The organism is Lutimonas halocynthiae (assembly GCF_030409835.1).
In the GTDB taxonomy this organism is placed as follows: Bacteria; Bacteroidota; Bacteroidia; order Flavobacteriales; family Flavobacteriaceae; genus Lutimonas; species Lutimonas halocynthiae.
Genome location: NZ_JAUFQO010000001.1, coordinates 1 through 21,862, shown reverse-complemented (window position 1 = coordinate 21,862; position 21,862 = coordinate 1). Strand labels below are relative to the sequence as shown.

At 29.1% G+C, this 21,862-nt stretch carries 15 protein-coding genes; all 15 read left to right on the top strand.

Going from position 1 to position 21,862, the window contains the following annotated elements; translation table 11 throughout:
• The first annotated feature begins 252 nt into the window (after window positions 1-252).
• The gene (locus QWY87_RS00075; RefSeq protein WP_290287171.1) at window positions 253-987 is read left to right on the top strand and encodes a response regulator transcription factor; all 735 of its coding nucleotides are present in this window, start codon (window positions 253-255) and stop codon (window positions 985-987) included.
• Window positions 988-995: 8 nt separating this feature from the next.
• The gene (locus QWY87_RS00070) at window positions 996-1,736 is read left to right on the top strand and encodes a response regulator transcription factor (protein WP_290287170.1); all 741 of its coding nucleotides are present in this window, start codon (window positions 996-998) and stop codon (window positions 1,734-1,736) included.
• Window positions 1,737-2,291: 555 nt separating this feature from the next.
• The gene (locus tag QWY87_RS00065; RefSeq protein WP_290287168.1) at window positions 2,292-3,500 is read left to right on the top strand and encodes a glycosyltransferase family 4 protein; all 1,209 of its coding nucleotides are present in this window, start codon (window positions 2,292-2,294) and stop codon (window positions 3,498-3,500) included.
• A 310-nt stretch (window positions 3,501-3,810) separates the two neighbouring features.
• Entirely contained in the window at window positions 3,811-5,187 is a 1,377-nt protein-coding gene (locus QWY87_RS00060; protein WP_290287167.1) for a flippase, read from the top strand.
• Complete coding sequence (locus QWY87_RS00055; RefSeq protein ID WP_290287166.1) at window positions 5,180-6,088, top strand: sulfotransferase family protein; 909 nt, start codon at window positions 5,180-5,182, stop codon at window positions 6,086-6,088. Before QWY87_RS00060 ends, QWY87_RS00055 begins: the two co-directional genes overlap by 8 nt.
• Window positions 6,089-7,978: an asparagine synthase (glutamine-hydrolyzing) gene (asnB, locus tag QWY87_RS00050; protein WP_290287164.1), complete on the top strand. Its 1,890-nt coding sequence runs from the start codon at window positions 6,089-6,091 to the stop codon at window positions 7,976-7,978.
• Window positions 7,969-8,958 (top strand): acyltransferase family protein, encoded by a 990-nt coding sequence (locus QWY87_RS00045; RefSeq protein WP_290287162.1) that lies wholly within the window; start codon window positions 7,969-7,971, stop codon window positions 8,956-8,958. Before asnB (QWY87_RS00050) ends, QWY87_RS00045 begins: the two co-directional genes overlap by 10 nt.
• 13 nt (window positions 8,959-8,971) lie before the next feature.
• Window positions 8,972-10,174 carry an O-antigen ligase family protein gene (locus QWY87_RS00040; RefSeq protein ID WP_290287161.1) on the top strand — a complete coding sequence of 401 codons (1,203 nt, stop codon included), beginning with the start codon at window positions 8,972-8,974 and terminating at the stop codon, window positions 10,172-10,174.
• A 14-nt stretch (window positions 10,175-10,188) separates the two neighbouring features.
• Window positions 10,189-11,265 (top strand): glycosyltransferase, encoded by a 1,077-nt coding sequence (locus tag QWY87_RS00035; protein WP_290287160.1) that lies wholly within the window; start codon window positions 10,189-10,191, stop codon window positions 11,263-11,265.
• Between the two features lie 395 nt (window positions 11,266-11,660).
• Complete coding sequence (gene asnB, locus QWY87_RS00030; RefSeq protein ID WP_290287158.1) at window positions 11,661-13,502, top strand: asparagine synthase (glutamine-hydrolyzing); 1,842 nt, start codon at window positions 11,661-11,663, stop codon at window positions 13,500-13,502.
• Window positions 13,503-14,519, top strand: coding sequence for a glycosyltransferase (locus QWY87_RS00025; RefSeq protein WP_290287156.1), 1,017 nt, complete (start codon window positions 13,503-13,505; stop codon window positions 14,517-14,519).
• Window positions 14,520-14,750: 231 nt separating this feature from the next.
• Window positions 14,751-16,244, top strand: coding sequence for an alginate lyase family protein (locus tag QWY87_RS00020; protein ID WP_290287155.1), 1,494 nt, complete (start codon window positions 14,751-14,753; stop codon window positions 16,242-16,244).
• Between the two features lie 57 nt (window positions 16,245-16,301).
• Window positions 16,302-17,531 carry a glycosyltransferase family 4 protein gene (locus QWY87_RS00015; RefSeq protein WP_290287154.1) on the top strand — a complete coding sequence of 410 codons (1,230 nt, stop codon included), beginning with the start codon at window positions 16,302-16,304 and terminating at the stop codon, window positions 17,529-17,531.
• 56 nt (window positions 17,532-17,587) lie between these two features.
• Entirely contained in the window at window positions 17,588-19,942 is a 2,355-nt protein-coding gene (locus tag QWY87_RS00010; protein WP_290287152.1) for a GumC family protein, read from the top strand.
• A 355-nt stretch (window positions 19,943-20,297) separates the two neighbouring features.
• Window positions 20,298-21,862, top strand: a 1,565-nt coding sequence (locus QWY87_RS00005) for a hypothetical protein (RefSeq protein WP_290287151.1), incomplete at its 3' end; no start/stop codon positions are given.

Sequence of the window (21,862 nt, the reverse complement as noted above, 5' to 3'; positions counted from 1 at the left end):
CTCGCTATCCGCACTCTAACCAGAGCAAAAAACCAGATTTCTCTTTTAAAAATAAAGAAGCAAATAATCGTGCCAACAAAAATCCTTACAATTACTTTATAGAAACATATTTTTTAAAAACCAAATATACCCTGACAAGGGTATATCTATATTAGGTTATTCTACTTAATTTACAAGATGTATTTGGAGCCATGATCTCAGTGAATTGAAATGAGTTCATCTTGGCTATATGATACAATGTAATAGTCATTTATGAAATCGTTTTTTAAGGAAATTGAGGGGAAGGTAAGGAATCGAAAAGGTAATGGCCTTGACCTTGCATCTTTGGAGACAATTCCATTAAATAATCTGGAATGTTATTATCTCTTTGATTTCACTAAAAATTCGATTTTACACCATAAAGGATTTGATACTGCATTTGGTTACGAGGAGAAGCAATTTGATATGGACTTTATTTTTGACAAGTACCATTCAGAAGATGCGCCATTGATTCAAAGTATTATAAAAGAACTGATCAATCAATTAGTTGATATTACCATTCCTGAATTCTCCAATATTTTAAACATTTCATATCGGTTTAAAAGATCAGATGGAACCTATGCCAGGGTCTTGAGTAATACGATTGTTTACCAAACAGATGAAAGTGACAGGATCCTTAGTGTGCTGGTCAAATATGCAGATATCTCTTTTATTCATGAGTCTGATGCGGTTGAATGGAAGGTGGATTCCACTTATATGAATGAAGATAAGATTCAATATGGTGTGTATGGAGAAGGTATGACAATTTTCACACCTAGAGAATTAGAAATAATTGCCAGAGTTTTTGAAGGTGAATCAAATCATGAAATTGCAGCCAAACTAAGTATTAGTAGGCATACTGTTGCAACGCACAGAAAAAACATATTATTTAAATCAAATTGTAGCGATAGTCATCAATTACAACTATTTTGCAAAAGAAATGGAATTAAAATAAATACTGAAAATTAAGAAAGAAAATGCAAGAAGAAGGTTTAAAAATTTTAGAGTTTCTGGATGAATTTGCCAAGAAATATAAACATATTGAATTTCGAGATGATTATTTGGAAACTTTACAAGCACTTAATCTAAGTCAAACCGAATGCATCTATGTCATCGATTTTTCTAAGAATAAAATGACCTTTGCCAATGGATTTGAATCATTTGTCGGGTATAAAGATGAAAAAATGTCTCTTGGAAATTATTTGGAAAAGATACATCCAGATGATATTGATCTGGTTGGAAGGATTGGTGCCGCAACTATGGAACACACCCATAGCAATCCTAATAATAATAAGGACAATGTTTTATACATTTCATTTAGGATTAGAAAATCTAATAATGAATATATAAAGGTTTTAAGTCAATCTTCTGTGTTTGAAATAGGTCAAGAGGGGCAGATGATTAGCTCCCTTGTCAAAGTAAGTGACCTTTCTTTTATAGAAGACGGAGAAGTGGTACGCTATAAATTTGTAGCGGAGAACCTGGATCAGGAGGCTTTTAAGTATAAAATTTATCATAGCAGCAAAGATTTATTTACAAATAGAGAACTTGATATTATCAAAGAAATTGCCAAAGGAAAATCAAGCCAAGACATTGCAGAAAGCCTTGAGATATCTAAGCATACCGTGGCAACCCATAGAAAAAAGATCATGAAGAAAAGCGGCTGTCATTCAGCTGAAGAATTGTTGAAATTTTGTAAGAGGAATGGGGTGTTGTGATTGTATACCCTAGCGGCGGTATTTGTTATATTCAAATATTTTGTATATTAGCCACCAAATTGTTATGGAATTATAAAGAATATGAAAATTAAGTAATGAAAATTACATCTTTCCTTTATTGATTCCTTTTATTATATTAGCGGCTTATTTTAAATGGATATTCTATTTAAAATCAAATAAATTTTTATCATAAAACCCCTCGTTATGAAAAAAAGACTACTTCTTATTGTTGTTAAACTGTTCAGTTTTAACGATATTTCTCAATTATTAAATTTTAGTTAAGCGTGATTTGAATCATGATTCTGTTGAGTATTAAATTAAAGACATCTCATTTGGTGATTGAACTTTATTCTTTTGTTATTATTTATTCACCTAGCTAATTTTGTTTATGTTCTAGAACATAATTTATAATTGATTGAAAGTATTTTTTTTTAGCGCTGGAATATATTGGTAAAATAATCGTTAAGGAGAGTAATTATCTATGTCTAAGCATTAATTCTTATGTGACTTAGAGGGGCGAAGCCGTAAAATTTAACATAGATGCAAATTTGAATATTGGAAAAATTATTTGAAATATTAAAAAGTGTTGAGTTAGAAGGAGTTGCTATTTTTGTTTTTATAGCTTCTTTTTTGTCTACATTCATTCTCATACCTAAATTGTTGGGCATAATTCATTTTAAAAATTTAATGGATCATCCGGATGAACGCAGTTCTCATAAAGAAAAAACACCTACTTTGGGCGGTGTAACTTTCTTTATAAGTATTGTATTCGCTCTTTTTATTATTCACTCATTTGACTATGATGGATCAGCTTTAAATATAATAATGGCAATACTAATCCTGTTTTTTGTTGGTCTAAAAGATGATTTAATGGTACTTTCAGCTCAGACAAAACTTTGGGCACAGCTAATTTCAATTTCATTTGTTCTAATTATGCCTGAATTGTGGATTAATGGATTTAGTGGATTTTTAGGAATTCACGAAGTGCCTCTTTTGTTCTCAATATTAATGAGTTATTTTATAATGGTGTTTATCATTAACGCTTATAATTTAATTGATGGAATTGATGGCTTGGCTGGGATGCTTGGGATTTTAATATTGGGCATATATGCTATTTTATTTTATTTATCAGGCAGTAATTTTTATTTTCTACTGAGCGTGACAGGAGTTGGATTTCTAATTGCTTTTCTCAGATATAATTTATCTAAAAATCAAAGAATTTTTATGGGAGACACTGGTTCTCTCATTGTTGGTTTTTTAATTGCAATTTTAACCATTCGGTTTTTAGCAATGCCTGATGCTAGTTATGAGCAAATATGGATAAAACCCATCAATAAATTTTTAATTGCCTTATCTATTACATTTTTCCCCATCGTGGATGTAATAAGGGTGATCCTAATGAGGTTATTGAATGAGCGAGGTCCTTTTTCTCCAGACAGATGCCATATGCATCATATTTTGGTGGATAGGGGTTTAATTCACAAGACGGCAAGTATTACTTTAACAATATGCGGAGGAATTATTTTTCTTATAATGTATGTATGTAATATTTACCTTAATTCTTGGGGTCTAACTTCCGTTTTCATCGGCATATATTTGTTAACCTTTTCAGTATTATTGCTTTTAGATTATGATGAAAATGCTAGTGGCTACAGAAAAAGATTTAAGGCAATATTTCCTAGGTCTATTCAAAAATTTGAATTTAGAATTAGAAAGAAGATAATATTACTTTTGAAAAAGTTTTTTTATAGGAACATGCTGTAAATTCTAATTTTATTGTCTAGATATTATGCTTATTTAAAAGGCTGGCTTCTCCTTCATTGAAATTTGAAACTTCAGAAAGAAAATTTAGTTCAAATAGATTCATACTAAATACAAATCTGTGATTAGAAGTTATTACAATTTTATCATCTTGTTTAATTCTTCATTTAATATTAAAATCCAACACAAAAAGTAATTGTGTTTTAAATATTCAACCTTAAAAACCCATATCAATTTTCACATGGTCTTTTTAAGGTTGAATATTATTTATTCAGAAATTAATTTTTAAGTTCAGCAAGCCAGATTAATGAATATGTTAACAAAAATTAAAAATAGGATCATAGGTAGTCAGAATGATAAGCATTTTTTAGAAATCCTATATGGTAGTGTTTGGTCTTTTGGAGGTAGAACGATTGCCATGATTTTGGGTTTGCTACTTAACCTTTTCATCACCAGGTATTATGGCGCGGAATCAATGGGGTTGTTCGCATTAATAAATTCTTTTTTTGCTATAGCACTTATTATGAGTTTAATGGGAATTGATACTGCAATATTAAGGCTTGTTCCAGAATATCGAAACAGATATTTTTTTAATACAGTAATAAGTTTGTACGTGAAAATAGTTGTAATGATTATTATTATGTCTTTAATAGTTACAGGAATTAGTTATTTTAATATTGAGTGGATTTCGAAATATTTATTTGATAAAGTTGAGATTAGTTACCCTTTAACAGTGGCTGCAATGTTTATAGTAATAAATGCATTAGGTGCATTAAACTTAAACTTTATTCGAGCTTTTAAGGCTATTAAATTATTTGCCGTTTTGGAAATAGTACGACCAATAACAAAAATTTTGAGTTTAATTATATTAACAATTTTGTCAGCTAACTTATATAATCCAGTATATGCAATTTTTGCAGGAAATGTTTTATTCTTGCTAGTTTCCTTTGGACTTGTATGGTATATATTGAATTTTAATTTGAAATCATCTTCAATTGTCGACTCTAAAAAAGAATATAAAGTAGATTATTTCTCAATCCTATCGTTATCTTTTCCAATGTTCCTGACAGCAGCTTTACTTATAGTTATTTCTCAGACGGATATTCTTATGCTTGGTATGTTTTCAGACTTGAAACAAGTTGGTGTATATGCCATAGTTATGAAATTAGCTGTTTTAACAAGTTTTGTTCTAGGAGCAATTAACACGATGATAGCACCAAAATTTTCAGAGTTATTTCATAATGGACAAATTGAGGAATTAAGAAGTGTTGCTCAGAAATCTTCAAAACTTATGTTTTTGACTAGTCTGCCTATTGTTCTTATATTGGTAATTTTTGGAACTATTATTTTAGATTTATTTGGAACTGAATTTAATATTGGATACGTTCCTTTATTAATTATTGTTTTAGGTCAACTTATTGCATCGATGGTAGGTTCGATAGGATATTTTCTAAATATGACCGGACATCAAAAGGAATTGAATAAATTTGTGATTTTTGCAGGTGCTTTAAATATAATTTTAAATTATTTTCTTATTCCAATATACGGAATGGAGGGTGCAGCTATTGCAAGTGCATTTAGTTTAGTTTTATGGAAAATTCTTGCTATGTTTTATGCCAAACGAAAATTTGGATTTTTTATAGGGTATCTGCCCTTTTACACCTTTTTAAATGAAAAATTTAATGAATAAGATAAAACCTAATTTTTTTATAATTGGAGCGCCGAAATCGGGAACCACTGCTTTAAGTGAATACTTGAGGGAACATGATAATGTAGTTATTTCGGATCCTAAAGAAACTCATTTTTTCACAAGTGATATGTTAAAAATGAGAACCACAGATAATGAACAAACATATTTAAACTATTTTAAGAATATTTCCGATAAAACAATTGCAATAGGAGATGCTTCTGTATGGTATTTATATTCTAAGGAGGCTATAAGAAATGTTTTCAAGTTTAATTCGATGGCTAAAATTATCGTAATGTTGCGTAATCCACTTGAGATGGTGCCTTCAATGCATGCCCAACATCTGATAAGTACGGATGAGGATATCAACGATTTTGAAACAGCATGGGGTTTAAATAGAAATAGAGAAAATGGAAAATCAATACCTAAATATTGTAGAGCACCTCAAAATATTGTTTATTCTAAAATAGCTTTATATTCTGAGCAGTTAGATCGTCTTTATCAATATTTCCCTAAAGAACAGGTTAAGATTATATTGTTTGAAGATTTCAAAGAAGATACTCGGAAAGTGTATAATGAAGTATTAGATTTTTTAGGTGTTTTGCATGAAGAAAGAGATGATTTCCCAGTTATAAACCAAAACACAGCGTCAAAAAGCTATTGGTTAAAGACCCTAGTTGTAAATCAACCAAAAGGGTTGATTTTGTTGAAGAATATGATTAAATTTATTCTAAAAAAAGATCAATTAAATATTGCTTCAGCTATAAATGAATTGAATACTAAAAAAGTAAAACGTAAACCTCTAAATGAAAAATTAAAACAAGAAATGATTAATAACTATATTGGGGATATAAAAAGGCTTAGTATTATTATAAATAGAGATCTTAATAATTGGACTAAATAAATGTGTGGAGTAGCAGGTTTTGTAGATTTTAGTAAATCAGTATCTAGTCAGGTTCTTAACAAAATGACAGATGTCCTGAACCATAGGGGCCCTGATGACAGCGGTTATTCTTTTAATGAAAGTAAGTTAGCCAATATTGGATTGGGCCATAGGAGGCTTTCTATTTTAGATCTGTCTAAACATGGACATCAACCGATGATATTTCAAAATATTGAAATTGTTTATAATGGTGAAATATATAACTTCAAAGAAATTAGAAGAGAATTAATTGAACTTAATTATACTTTTGAATCAGACTCGGACACTGAAGTAATTTTAAAAGCTTACCATAAATGGGGAATCGATGCTGTTAATAAATTTAACGGGATGTTCGTGATTGTTCTTTATGATCGGGATCAGGAAAAAATAATTTTAATTCGAGATAGGGCAGGAATTAAGCCATTATTTTGGTATTTAAGGGGTAATTACTTTCTTTTTTCTAGTGAAATAAAAAGTTTTCATCAATTCCCAAATTTCCATAAAGAAATTGATAAGGCAGGCTTAAGCTTATATTTTCAATATGGTTATATTCCTCAGCCTCATACAATTTTCAAGAATACTTTTAAACTTAGGTCTGGACATTTTATTGAGGTTGATTTAAACACTAAGAAAATAACAGAGACTAAATATTGGGATGTAATTGATTATTATAATAAGCCTAAATTAAATATCGACAAAAAAGAGGCTACCATTGAGTTAGAAAAATTACTTACTAATTCGTTTGAATATAGGATGGTATCTGATGTCCCTGTCGGTGTGTTTTTAAGTGGAGGTTATGACAGTACTGCAGTTGCTTCGATTCTTCAGAAAGAGAGGTCTGAAAAGATTAAAACATTTACAATTGGTTTTGATGAAAAGGGTTTTGACGAAGCACCATTTGCAAAAAATATTGCTAATTTTTTGGGGACTGATCATACTGAATATTATTGTACGCAAAAAGAAGCCCTAGATATTATCCCGAATTTGGTTGAAATTTTTGACGAACCTTTTGCTGATTTATCGGCAATTCCGACAATTTTAGTTAGTAAAATTGCTCGAGAACAAGTAACTGTAGCTTTGAGTGCTGACGGGGGAGATGAAGCCTTTGCTGGGTATAATAAGTATGTAAGATCCTTGAAATACTTAGAGTATTTAAAAAAAAATAGTTTTTCACAATTCTTATTGAAAAATTCTCTGCCCTTGCTTATGAAAAGCAAAATGTTAGATGATAAGTATAATAATAAGATTGGAAGAATAGTGGAAACTCTAAAAAAGCATGAATCGGAATCAGTTTTAAAGTTCATGTGCACTATGAATCAGGAAGAAATTAATAAGTATTTTTTAAAGAAACCAAATCATTTGAAAACTTTTTTTGACGACGAAAATGAATTGTTAAATTCAAATGATAATTTGAATAAAATGCTTGCTATCGATTATAAGACATATTTGGTTGATGATATTTTGACTAAAGTGGACAGATCAACAATGTCTGTAAGTTTAGAAGGAAGAGAGCCTTTGCTTGATTATAGAATAATAGAGTTTAGTTCGCAATTACCATCTTCACTTAAGTCAAATAAAGGTAACTCTAAGATGATTTTGAAGGATATCGTTCATAATTACATTCCTAAGGAATTGATGGATAGACCTAAGACTGGATTCGCAGCACCTATGCAGATTTGGTTTAAGGATGAGTTAGAAAATATGATTAAATTATATTTAAATAATACTCGTTTAAGAAAAGAAAATATATTTGACATTGATGAAATTGAGAAGCTAAAAACACAATATTTTAAAGAACCTTTTAACCCAATATATTACGTGAAAATATGGAATTTTATAATTTTTGAAATGTGGTATGAACGATGGATGTAAATCTGAATAGTGATATTTTAAGTTTCGAGTCTATTGATAATTTTAAAGGACTTTTAATAGTTTTGGTAATCTTTGGCCATATTAAGGGATTAACGTCAATCAATTTTCAAAGTGTTCTATATAGTTTTCATGTTTCTTCCTTTTTATTCCTTCCCTTTCTGTTTAATAAGGATAAGTTAAGTTTAGAAAATATTTTTAAAATATTTAGAAGGATCTATATCCCTTATTCGATATTTTATATTATTTCTTTAGTTTCATATTCAATTGTTTATAATATGAATATTGGAGTTGGTCAAACCTTCAATTCATGGTTTATTGGGACTAGTTTTTTCTTAAGGGAAAGTATTGGAATATCAGCTTACTGGTTTTTCCCGGCGTTATTTTTTCTTTTATTGACGATTATGACTTATAATTCGTTATCAGAGAAAATGAGATATGTTTTTTTATTTATAATGTTAATTGGGCATTTAGTCATTGGGCATTATTCAGGGCCTAACTATGATATTCTAAGGTTTTTCCCGCTAAGTTTTTACGTAACATTTTATTTATTTGGATTAGGGATATTGATAAAAATTATTGTTAAGAACGTTCAATTTAAAATTCCTCTTATAATATTTGTTTCAGCAATTTTATTTATTTCTTGTTATTATGCATTTGGAAAGAATTTCAATCTTGCAACGCCAATTATTCCTGGATATGATGATTTATTAGATTTAGTTTTAAGAGACTTAATTATGATTTCAGCATTTATACTATTGCTGTATATAAGTAAATCAATATCTTATTTAAGTTTTATTGGGAAAAATTCAATCAGTATTTACTGTATTCACCCTTTAATTATTCAATTCTTACTGTTATTTACTAAATCTGAAGTTCTTTGGGTACTAATTTTGAAATTCGTCTTTGTAATTTTTTTATCAATTGGTATTAGTTTATTATTGAAAGTGATTAGATTGAACACGTATTTTTTTCCTAGATAGTCGTTATTGAAATATGAAAAAACATGGATTTATCGGATTTTATTTGAACGCTCTGTTTTTTCTTTATGGTTTGGTGATAGTTTTATGTGATAATTTTCGTTACATATCGTTTATATATCTTATTAATGCGATTATTGGCTGTAGCTTTGTTTTGTTAGTTTTATCAGGAAAAGTAAAGATTTATTTTAATACTTTTTTTAATATTTATTTAATATTCGTTGTTTTTGCAATAGCATCTTCTTTTTGGGCCGAAGATTTTTATTTTACTGCCCGTAGAGCCTTAAACTTAGTTCTAATTTTTTTAAATATTTTTTTTATTTATAATATTAATAAGGAATTTAGGAATTATAGATTTATTATTTATGGTGTATTGATGTCGATTTTTGTTAATTTTCTTTGGTTCGTTGGTTTAATTGATCTTGGTCTAACATTTGAAGGATGGAGATTTCAAGGAAGTGTTCTTCAAGCAAATAATTTTGTATATATATTGATGTTTGGTATGATGATGATGGTGTATTTTTTTGTTAATAAAAGAGAATATATACTCCTAAATACAGCACTAATGCTACTATTTTTGATAACAATATTATTGGTCGTTATGACAGCGTCAAAAGCAGGATTACTGAGTGTTTTTGTGTTAATTTTGATTCTCCTTATTCAAGTCTTTAAGCCAAAATATATTACGAAAACTTTATTAGCAGTTGTTTTTGTGTTTGTTCTTTTTAAGTTTTCTCCTTTGATTGAATTTGTTGGATCAAATTCTAGCCTAGATTTAGAATACACATTTGTCAATTTGGAAAAAAGATTGGTAGAGTTTGTTCGTGAATTAGGAACAGAAGGAGGGTCCAAGAGCACTAGTGATAGGGTAAATATGATAAAAAGTGCTTTAGAAATGTGGGGATTAAGTCCAGTTATTGGAAATGGAATGGCTGCTTATGAATTTCAATACGGTCATTATTCTCATAATAATGTTGTTGAACTTTTATCAGCGTTGGGAATAATAGGGTTCTTATTGTACTATAGTATTTTTGCTCATATTTTCTCTCAAATAGTAATTCTAAAAGATGGTAAACTTCGAATAATACTAATATTATTTCTGTTATTATATTTTATTTTTGATCAGAGCATTGTTTCATACACAGGAAAATTTAAAATACTAAGTTTACTAATGATTTTTCTAATAGTTAAAGAACATTTATATTTAGAATCATCATAAAAAAATGTAGAAAAATGAAACCTAGAATTGTATTTTTTTTACCCAATTTAAATGGTGGAGGAGCAGAAAGAGTTTCAGTGAACTATTTGAGACAGCTAAATTCAAAAAATTTTGAAATATTCTTAATTTTAGTAAAAAAAAACGGTGATTTACTAGAATTGATTCCTAAAGAAATTAAGATTTTCGAACTCAATTCGAAGTCTATTATTACAACTTTGATGAGTTTTAAAAAGATAATTTTGAAACTAAACCCTGATGTTTTATACTCAACTTTATATAGAACAAATATCGCAATTTACCTCACATTAATAATGGGTGTATCTAATGTAAAAGTTGTTTTACGAAGTCCAAATTTGCCAAGTGTTTATTATAAGAATAATAATGTTAGTTACATTTTCAAGTTATTCTTGAAGCTATCATTTAGAAGAGCTGACTTGATAATCGCCCAAACTGATGAAATGAAAATTGATTTGATTTCGGTTTTCAATTTGAATTCAAATAAAATTAAAGTTTTGATGAACCCCATTGATAAAAAACTCATTGAGGAGCAAATTGAAGGAAGTCATTATCCATATGAAAAAGGTTTTGTTAATGTCATTGCTGCTGGTAGAATAGTTTATGAAAAAGGATTTGATGTGTTAATACACAGTTTTAAAAGTGTAATTGAGAAAAATGATAGGTTTAGGTTATATATTTTAGGAAATGATTTTGAAGGTTATCAGAATAGCCTTCAACATCTCATAAATGTTGAAGGATTGAATGATTATATATATTTTTTAGGATTCAAGAAAGACTCCTTCAAATATTATTTTCATTCTGACTTGTTCGTTTTGTCCTCTAGAAATGAAGGAATGCCTAATGTAGTTTTGGAAAACTTATATTTAAATAAACCGATTATAGCTACTAAGTGTTTGGAATCTATAGCCAAATTAATAAAAGATGGTAAGAACGGTATTTTAGTTGAAGTTGAAGATGAAGTTTCAATGGCGGAAGCAATACTGAATTATAAGATCATAGATGTCAATTATAACACTATGAATTTTGAAAATGATATTATTGATAAGGTCTTTACGGGATTAGTTAAAAACTAGAATGATGTCTTATGCATTCTTAATTATCGATATATAATACAAAGTGTAAATTTGGAATTCCAATATTATCAAAATTTTTCATGCTTTTGAACCTAATAAATAGATATACATATACTTGTATTTCTTGAAATAATGGATAGAATAATGATTTATTTATGGCAAAAAGGGTTAATCGTAATAGAGGAAAATAAGAGAATGTTGTGTTGGAGTCATTAAGTAGTAATTGGGAATAAAAGGATACATGGTATCAGTTTAAAATTGATAATAATGTCAATGTTAGATCTAATGTATTTGGTTTAAGGAATATTTCGTCAGTTTTTATTAATTATGAAATAGATATTTAAGACCTCAATTGACGATCAGATAGATTATAATTATAAAGTAATATTTTTAATATGTGTGGAATTTGTGGAGCAATATCTGAGAATGACATTGAAATTGAAAGAATGGTTGATTCTATTCATCATAGAGGGCCTGATTTTCAAGATACTTATAAAGAAAATAAACTTTCATTAGGACATGTTAGATTGTCTATCCTAGATCTATCTTCAGCCGGAAACCAACCAATGTTGAGTCGAAGTGGAAAAGTAATTATAGTATATAATGGTGAAGTATATAACTTTAGAGAATTAAGAAAAGAATTAATTTCTCAAGGTGTAATTTTTAGATCTAATTGTGATACCGAAGTTATATTAGAGGGTTTTGAGAAATGGGGCGATTCTTTTTTTGAAAAGCTGAATGGAATGTTTGCTATGGCGATATTTGATAAGGAAAGAAAGGTTTTAAAACTTGTGAGAGATAGATTTGGTATCAAACCATTATATTATTCATTGTTAAATGATGAGCTTATCTTTGCTTCAGAAATAAAGGGAATTCTAGCTTCAAATCGGGTTTCAAAGGAAATGAGTTTCCAAGGTCTACATGAGTATTTACACTTTTCCACAACTTTAGGTATTACAACTTTTTATAAGGATATTAAAAAACTGTTACCAGGACATATTTTGAATTATGATTTATTGAATAAAAAGGTAAAAATAGCACCTTTTAAATTAAATTATGATCTTCCTTTCAAAAGCCAATCTGCAAATGGGATAGTACAAAATGTTAGAACCTTGTTTGAAAAAAGTGTTAAACGTCAGTTGATGGCTGATGTTCCTATTGGTGTTTTTCTAAGTGGAGGTATTGATTCTACTGCTATAACATCTTTGGCTAATCGTCATTATAATGGAAGGTTGAAGACTTTTTCTGCCGGGTTCGACTTTGATAAGGGGATAAATGAACTGCCAAATGCTAAATTAGTATCAAAATTATTTGATACCGATCATCATGAAATGCACATTAAAGGAGGAGATGTCCCTTCGGTTTTGGAGAATATTAACAGCTTTTTTGATCAACCTTTTTCAGATGCTGCAAATATTCCACTTTATTTAATGGGTAGAGAATTAAAAGGTAATCATAAAGTTATTCTGCAAGGAGATGGAGGCGACGAACTTTTTGCTGGATATAATCAGTATTATCGTATAAAAAACGAAAACCTTTATAAAATGTTTTCTTTTATTGGTACTAAATTTGCTTTTGGAATTCCAAAATCAAGCAAATATTATAGAAAACTTAGAAGTATGTACGCAGTATGTCAATCAGACAAAGAATTAATTACTGCGAGATTGTATTCACAGGAAATGATTAATGAAAACACAACTAGGATATTTAAGGATGACTTAAGATCTAATCTAGATTTAATTGACCCTTTCATTCGCCACAGACAATTGCATAATAATTTTAAGCATTTTGATTTATTACAGGAGTTATTATATACTGATATGAATACGATGCTTCCGGATCAATACCTTGAAAAGGTTGATCGAGCCACTATGGCTAATAGCTTAGAAGTGAGAGTTCCATTTTTAGATAATGATCTTGCTGCGTACGTTATGTCTTTGCCATCAAAGTATAAAATTCAAGGAAAAGAGAAAAAATATTTGCTAAAGAAGGCGTTTGCTGGAATAGTGCCGGATAATATTCTTTACGGACCTAAACGAGGTTTTAGTGTGCCCTTTCAGTATTGGTTGAGAACATCAATGAAAGATTATATGTTTGACACAATAAAATCTACAAATATTTATAGTGATGAGGTAGAAAAAATGATGGTGGATCATGTTAATGGTAGAAGAGATTATGGATATATTTTATGGAAATTGCTGAATCTTTCGATTTGGTATCGAAAAACTTATAATTAAATGAAAATTTTATTAATCGGGCCCCTACCCCCTCCGTATGGAGGAACGACTGTTTCATTTTCCTCTTTGGTGAAGTCTTTGAAACAAGAATTGAATAAAAATGATGAACTTGAGGTGATCAATACAAACGTAACTTCAACTAGAGTTTTATTTTTATTCTGGAGCATATTGGTTTCTATTAAAAAGTGTGATGTTGTTTCTTTACATGTTGGGAACAAAGGATCATTAGTGCTTTCGCCAATTGTTTTTGTTCTGGCAGTAATATTTGATAAAAAAGTAATAACAAGAAAATTTGGCGGCGTTTTTGATCGCTATTATAATAATTTAAATTTTATTTTTAAGTATTTATTGGATTATACGTTTTTTAAATCCGAACTTATTCTTTTTCAAACAAAGTCATTGATTTCAACATTTGAATCGAAAAATCAAAATCTTCGTTGGTTTCCAACATCGAGAGAAATTGACCTGCGAGAATTTAATGCTAAAAAAAATGATTTATTAAGAATAATTTATGTTGGTCATATTCGAATTGAAAAAGGAATTTTGGAAATTATTCAGGCCTCCAAAATGCTAAAGAAAGTCGAAATAGATATTTATGGACCTTTTTATGATTCGCTGGATGAGTCTTTATTCAGCAATACTACAATCAATTATAAAGGAATAATAAATCCAGAAAACGTTATAAATACTATGCAAGATTATGATATTTTATTATTTCCTACATTTTATAATGGAGAAGGTTATCCAGGAGTTATTATTGAAGCAAAAATAGCGGGACTGGCAATTGTGACTTCTGATTGGATTAGTATTTCTGAATTAATTGATAATGATGAAAACGGATTCTTATTAAAACCCAAAGATGTTAATGGAATAGTCAAATGTATCCAGAGACTTCAACAGGATCGTAATTATCTTATGGACATGAAAACAAAGTCATATTTATCAGCCAAAGAATTCGACCTTAATGATTGGTCGAGAAATTTTTATTTAATGTGTAAAGAGATGTTCAACTCATAATAATTCTTGATTAGTTCATTGTCAAACAACAACCATTTTATGAAAACTATAATTGAAAATTAATTCCATCGCTAAAAGTCTTTTTAAAATTATATTGAAACTCTTATCAAAAGTTAGTTAATGAGGAACAGAATTAAATTGATATTGAGGTTTTTATACACAGTAAAATATTTAAAACTGATACAATTATTTTATCAAGCTAAATATAGGCTGAAACGACCATCGTTATACATGGAGGTGGAAATTCTGCATGAATTTGAGTCTTCGTTGAACACGGTTAAATTGATTGATTCAATAGCATCCTCTACTTCATACAATAGTGGGGTCTTCAAATTCTTAAATATTAAAAAGGATTTTAGCGATGGAATTGATTGGAATTTTCCTGAATATGGGAAATTATGGGTTTATAATTTAAATTATTTTGATTTTTTACAACAGAAGAATATTTCTAAAGATGAAGGAGAGCACTTAATTTTAAACTTCATAAAAAATTCTCAAAATATAAAAGATGGTTTAGAATCATATCCCATTTCATTAAGATTACGCAACTGGATTTTTTTTGTTTCACAGAATAATATTCGAAATAAAATAATTGATAATAGCATATTAAATCAAGTTAATCGATTACTAAAAAATTTAGAATATCACCTTTTAGGAAATCACTTAATAGAAAACGCATTTTCTTTATTATTCGTTGCCTATTATTTTAAAGATGATAATATTTATAGATCAGCCAAAAAAATTATACTAACGGAATTAGATGAACAAATTTTAAATGATGGAGCGCATTATGAACTAAGCCCCATGTATCACCAGATTTTGTTATTAAGAGTTTTGGACTGCATTAACCTTGTTGAGAATAACAATTTTAAAGGGAAAGAGTTATTCTTTCCTTTGAAAGAGAAAGCAAAGTTAATGCTTAATTGGATAAGGAAAGTTACATTTGAAAATGGTGATATTCCTTTACTTAATGATAGTTCAGTAAAAATTGCTCCATCTACCCAAGAGTTAATAAATTATTATAATAGATTAGATTTAAAATTAAGTGATAAAAATTTATCCGAAATTGAGTTGTCCGACAGTGGATATAGAAAGATCGTTAATCAAAATTATTCTATTATTGTCGATGTTGGAAATATGGGACCAAAATATATACCGGGTCATTCTCATGCAGATATTTTTAATTTTATTCTCTATCACAAAAATAAACCACTAATTGTAGATCCAGGAATTTCAACGTATGAAAAAAATGAAACTAGACAATTGGAAAGAAGCACATCCTATCATAACACAGTAGTTGTCAATGATCAAAATCAATCTGAAGTTTGGGGTGGATTTAGGCTTGGGAAAAGAGCAAAAACTGTAATTCTATATGACGAGGATGATGAAATAATTGCGCATCACAATGGATATAGATCTTTAGGAGTAACTCATAAAAGGAAGTTTATATTTGAAGAGCATAAGATTAAAATTTCAGATTATCTTTCTGGAACAAAAATAAAGGCGGTAGCTTTTTTTCACCTGCATCCATTGGTTAAGAAAATTAAAATATCAAATGATTCTATTTATCTTGAGGATTTTAAATGCTTAATTAATTTTATAGGTTGCAATAAGCTCGAAGAGTTGGAATATAATTTTTCATTAGGTTTTAATGATTTAACAAAATCAAGTTGTATCAAAGTGTCATTTACTAATTCATTGGTAACAGAACTTGTTTTTGAATGAGATTAAAACCTAATGATAAATAATTTACATTTAAAGTATTTAAAAAATTATACCTTGATGAAAAAAAAATTAAAAATATTATTTTTAACAGATAATTTCCCACCGGAATTAAATGCCCCTGCTACAAGGACATACGAACACTGCAAATCTTGGGTGTCGAAAGATGTCGATGTAACCGTCATTACATGTGCTCCAAATTTTCCAGTTGGAAAAGTTTATGAAGGATATAAAAATGGGTTATATAAAATCGAGTATATTGATGGAATAAGAGTTATAAGGGTATGGACCTATATAACAAAAAACAGCGGTGTTTATAAAAGAACAATAGATTATATATCGTTTGCGTTTAGCTCTTTTATCGCTGGATTTTTTATCAAATCAGATTTGATTATTGCAACTTCACCACAATTTTTTACGGCATTATCAGGGCGTGCATTAGGGTATTGGAGAAAGACTCCATGGGTTATGGAGGTGAGGGATTTGTGGCCTGAATCTATAAAAACTGTTGGGGCAATGAAGGATAGCTTAATAATTAAATATTTTGAAAGGCAGGAGTTAAAATGTTATCATAAGGCTAGTCAAATTATCACAGTCACACATTCCTTTAAGGAGGAGATAATTAATAAAGGTATAGATGAGAATAAAATTAGTGTAATAACTAACGGAGCGAATAGAAATCTTTTTAAGCCACTCGATAAAAATACTAGTCTTTTAGAAGAATTAAATTTAAAAGATAAATTTATTATCGGTTTTACAGGAACTCATGGGATGGCCCATAAATTAGATTTTATTTTAAATTGCGCTTCAAAAATTAATGATCCTGATATTCATTTTCTATTTATTGGCGATGGGTCAGAAAAAAATAGTTTAATAAAGTTAGCTAATGAACTAAAGATAAATAATGTAACATTTTTAGATATGATGAGTAAGAAAGAATTGAAAGAATATTTATCTATTTTAGATGTGGCCTTAGTAAATTTGAAAAAAGATGCGTTATTTAAGACGGTTATACCTTCTAAAATCTTTGAAAATGCCGCGATGAATATACCGATTTTATTAGGTGTAGATGGAGAAGCAAGAGAAATAATAGAAAAACATAACGCAGGGTTATATTTTGAGCCAGAGAATGAAGAAGATTTTATGAATAAGATAGATTTTATGAAAAATGATTCAGATATTTTGACCAAGTTTAAAATGGGTGGTAACCAACTTGCTTTGGAATATGATAGAGCAAGATTAGCCGATCAGATGCTTAAAATCTTAAGAACTAATAAATGTCCTAGTTGATATTGAATAGGAATTAAATGCTTTGTTGTATAAGTTAATTAAAATTATAAATGAGAATGGAATTCGATAATAGTAGATCTTATATCAATAAGAAATTAGATTCAGATAGTGAAATAAAATTGGTTAATATAATTCAAAAAGCGAAATCTAATTGGATATTAATCCTTACTAGTGTTCTATTGGGTGTTTTAATAGCATTTATTTATTTGAGGTATTCTGAACCACAATTTAGAGTAAGAACTACAATTTTTATTGATGATGAAGATAATGGAGGTTTAGCGTCTACTCTTTCTGCTTTTGAAGATTTGGGTATCCCAGGTAGTAATTCTAATAAGTCAATAGTCAACGAAATAGGTGTTTTGAAATCTTATTCTTTAATGAGAAGTGTAATTGAGGGACTAAATCTAAATATATCATATTTCTCGCAAGGCAAAATCGGTAAGTATGAAATTTATGGAAAAGATTTACCAATAAAAGTTAATTATTTTATTAAGGATTCAGTATCATTTAATACAGATAGAGAGTATAAAATAATTCATACTTCTGAAACGGAGTTTTTATTTCAGACAGAAGGCGATGAATCAATGACTAAGTATTCTTTTGGGAATAACATTAAAGTTGATTTTGGTGAAATTAATATAGTTCCAGCAAATAATCATACAATTTCCCCAGGATCTATTATTTTGTTGAAAACTCAAAAGTTAGATGATGTTTGTAATTATTATATGGACAAAGTGAAAATAGAACCTCAACAAGATTTGTCTAGTATATTAGTTTTGAGTTTGACAGATCCGGTTAAAGAAAAGGCTAAATCGATTTTAAACTATCTTGTTTCGAATTATGTAATCGAAGGAGTTAATTTTAAAATCAAAATTTCTGAGAATACAGATAATTTTATTAATGACAGAATAATGGATATTTCTGAAGATTTGAATGATGTTGATCGAGGAGTAGAAGAATTTAAGACCAAGAATAAATTGACAAATATAGAATATGAATCTAGTTTAGTTCTTGAATCAAATTCTGAAGTTGGTAAACGTATTGTAGAGCTGTCTTCTCAAATACAAGTGTTAGATTATATATCGGATTATTTGAATAACAACTCTGATCAATTAATCCCACCAAATTTAGGTGTCAATGATGATTCAAGTAATAACATAATTCAGGATTACAACAAACTTCTTTTGGAAAGAAATAGGATATTAAAAGGATCTAGCAGAATGAATCCTACGGTAATTGCTCTGGATGAGCAACTTTTAAAATTAAGACAGAGTATAAGACAAAGTTTGGCAAGTTCAAAGTCATCTTTAAATTTCTCTCTTGACCAGGCTAAAAATCAAGAATATAAATTAAATGTTAGAAGAGGGAATGCCCCACAACAAGAGAGAGAATTTCAAGATATTAAAAGGAAACAAGTAATAATTGAATCTCTGTACTTATATCTATTGGAGAAAAGAGAAGAAAATGCTATTTCATTAGGAATTCCTGTTCCAAATGCTAAAGTTGTTGATAAGGCTTATGGCAGTGATAAACCGGTATCTCCTATTCCTATTCTTATTTATGTTGTTAGCATTTTTCTTGGTGCTGTCTTTTCGATTTCAATAATATTATTTAAGTCTCTGTTGGATAATAAAGTTCACTCAACCGAAGATGTTGAGTTAATGGTAGAGGCACCAATTTTAGGTGAAATCCCAATGACTTCTTCAAAGAGAAAACTTGTGATGAACGATGCGCAAAATGATGGGATAGCGGAGGCATTCAGATTAGTAAGAACTAATATCAACTTCATGCTAAATAATTCGCAAAATGAACCTAAAGTTATATTTTTAACTTCAACTATAGGTTCAGAAGGGAAGACATTTACTGCAATCAATTTAGCCATGTCAATGGGTCTTCTTGAAAAAAGAGTGTTATTAATTGAGGCCGATATTCGAAAGCCGAAAATTGCTAAATATCTTAAATTAAGCCGCCCGAAGGGGTTGACACATTTTTTAGTCGATAAAGATGTAGAACCTCAGGATATTATATTTAAAAATGAAGAAACTCATATTGATATTATTACTTCTGGAGAGATTCCCCCAAATCCTTCGGAGTTATTATTGAACGGTAGATTTGAAAAAATAGTAAAATACTCGAAAGAAAATTATGATTTTATTTTTATTGATACAGCCCCGGTCAGCGTTGTTACCGACACTTTACTATTGGGATCGTTGGCCGACAGTTTTATATATGTCATTCGAGCAGAATTCTTGGATAAAAAATTATTAAAAATTCCACAATTAATGTATAAGAATAAACGGCTTCCAAACATGGCAATCTTGTTAAATTCTGTAGTTAAACAGCATGGAACTTATAGTTATGGTTATAAGAATGAGAAGAAAAGTTTTTGGAATTCATTATTTAGTAAGTGACTTCTGAATTAATATGTTTCATCACTTTTATTTTGTTTAAAGATAAAACCCAAATTATTAATTTGGGTTTTTTTATGTTTAAGTGGTCTTATGCTTTCTGTGAACACTAATTCTTCTTTAAGATTACGTCGAAACTTTAGAATCTATTTAGAATCTCGAATTAAATTCGCTGAGTACAATATAAATTTATTTAGGTTTTAGCACAACATCTTTTTATTTTTTACGTTTTTTAGGAATAACAATTTCACCTAATTTTTAAATCTAAAGAATAAATTCTAATAAATTATCTTCCCTGTAAGTTAGCAAAATAAGTCACTAATTTTCACAATGTAATGTGATTTTAAAGTAATGAAAAATGAAAAGGTGTGTAATTGGAATTCTTTTTTTAATGATGTCACAATTGGTTGTCTCTCAATCAATATATGAAGAATCAATTAATTTGCCAATTTATGATAGTGGGAACACAACACATAGATTGATTCAAAATAATGGAGACTGGATAGACATAAATAATGAATCATTTAAACATTTTTTTGTTGAACCAGGAGATTATTCTGGGGTGTCACGTTATGGTTATGTGAAATTAACTGCAAACGGTTCTTCATCTAACAAAAGAACAATTCAATTATATAATGGAAATGACCTACATCCAGGTAAATTGAATCAGGCTCAACTGGCAAAAATCGGGTTTAAGGTAACAGGAGATAACTGGATTATTGATAGAATGGCCTACTGGGATAGAACTGAGTCATACGTAGATCAAATTGAAATTCATGGATCTCATAATATAATAAATAGGTATTATACGTTAAACTGCAATAGCGGTGGGATAATTATTTATCCTGGAGCAAGTTATAATACAGTGCAAAATTCTTATATTGAACGCACAGATATCTCTCTTTTTAATGACACTATGTTAGGTTTTGGAATTACTAATGATGATTTAAATATTGCAAATTGCATTGGAAATAAATTTATTCAAAATGAGACTTACAATTTAAATGATGGTTTGCAGTTGGTGAAAACGGGAAACAATAATCAGACTGGAGTAAATTTTGAAGGCACCATAATTGATTCGAATAATTTTTACATAGATTCTACAGTTTATACCGATGGTTCAGGAAATCATGATCCTAATGGTAATTTTTGTTATGCTGAGAATGCGTTAGATTTCAAAGCAGGGTCACTAAACCCCGATAATCCTATGATTATATCTAATAATTATATGGCTGGCTATAGAATAGCGGATGAGACAAATAGTGGTTTAAGAGCAAACGGTGATGCGATTACAATGCATTTTAACGTTGGTAACTTTATTTTAGATGGAAATATTATAGCGGATTCTAACTATGGTCTTGGTGCGTCAGGAGCTCGAGGAGGATATGCGATAAGAAATGCGACCATTAGTAATAATATTTTTACAAATATAAAAGGTTTTACATTGTATATTTACGATTCTGATAATGTCAGTATTATTAATAATTTGTTAAAAAATGTGTCTCATTCATTTGGAAATTCTTGGAATTTAAGAAATGTTAATATTGATTCTGATTATTCAATGAATTTCGAAAATAACCTTACTGTTAACTCGCGAGGAGCTACAAATTATGATGGTAGATTGACAGTTGAAAGATCGAATAATGAGTGGTTTTCCGCTCCAAATATGGAACTAAATCATCCTTCAGATATAGAACATAATACTGATCCAACTTTAGATTATAAGGACGCAATCATAACAATTGGAAAATTTACACGTAATCCAACTCAGATAGTAATTTCAAAAGTTATTAAAAAAGATTCACAAGAACCAGTAAATGCTAATGCTGGATCAGATGTTTCTATATGTGAAGGAGAAAACATTACTTTAACTGCATCAGGGGGATCTACATATTTATGGAATACAGGTGCTACAACAGCAAG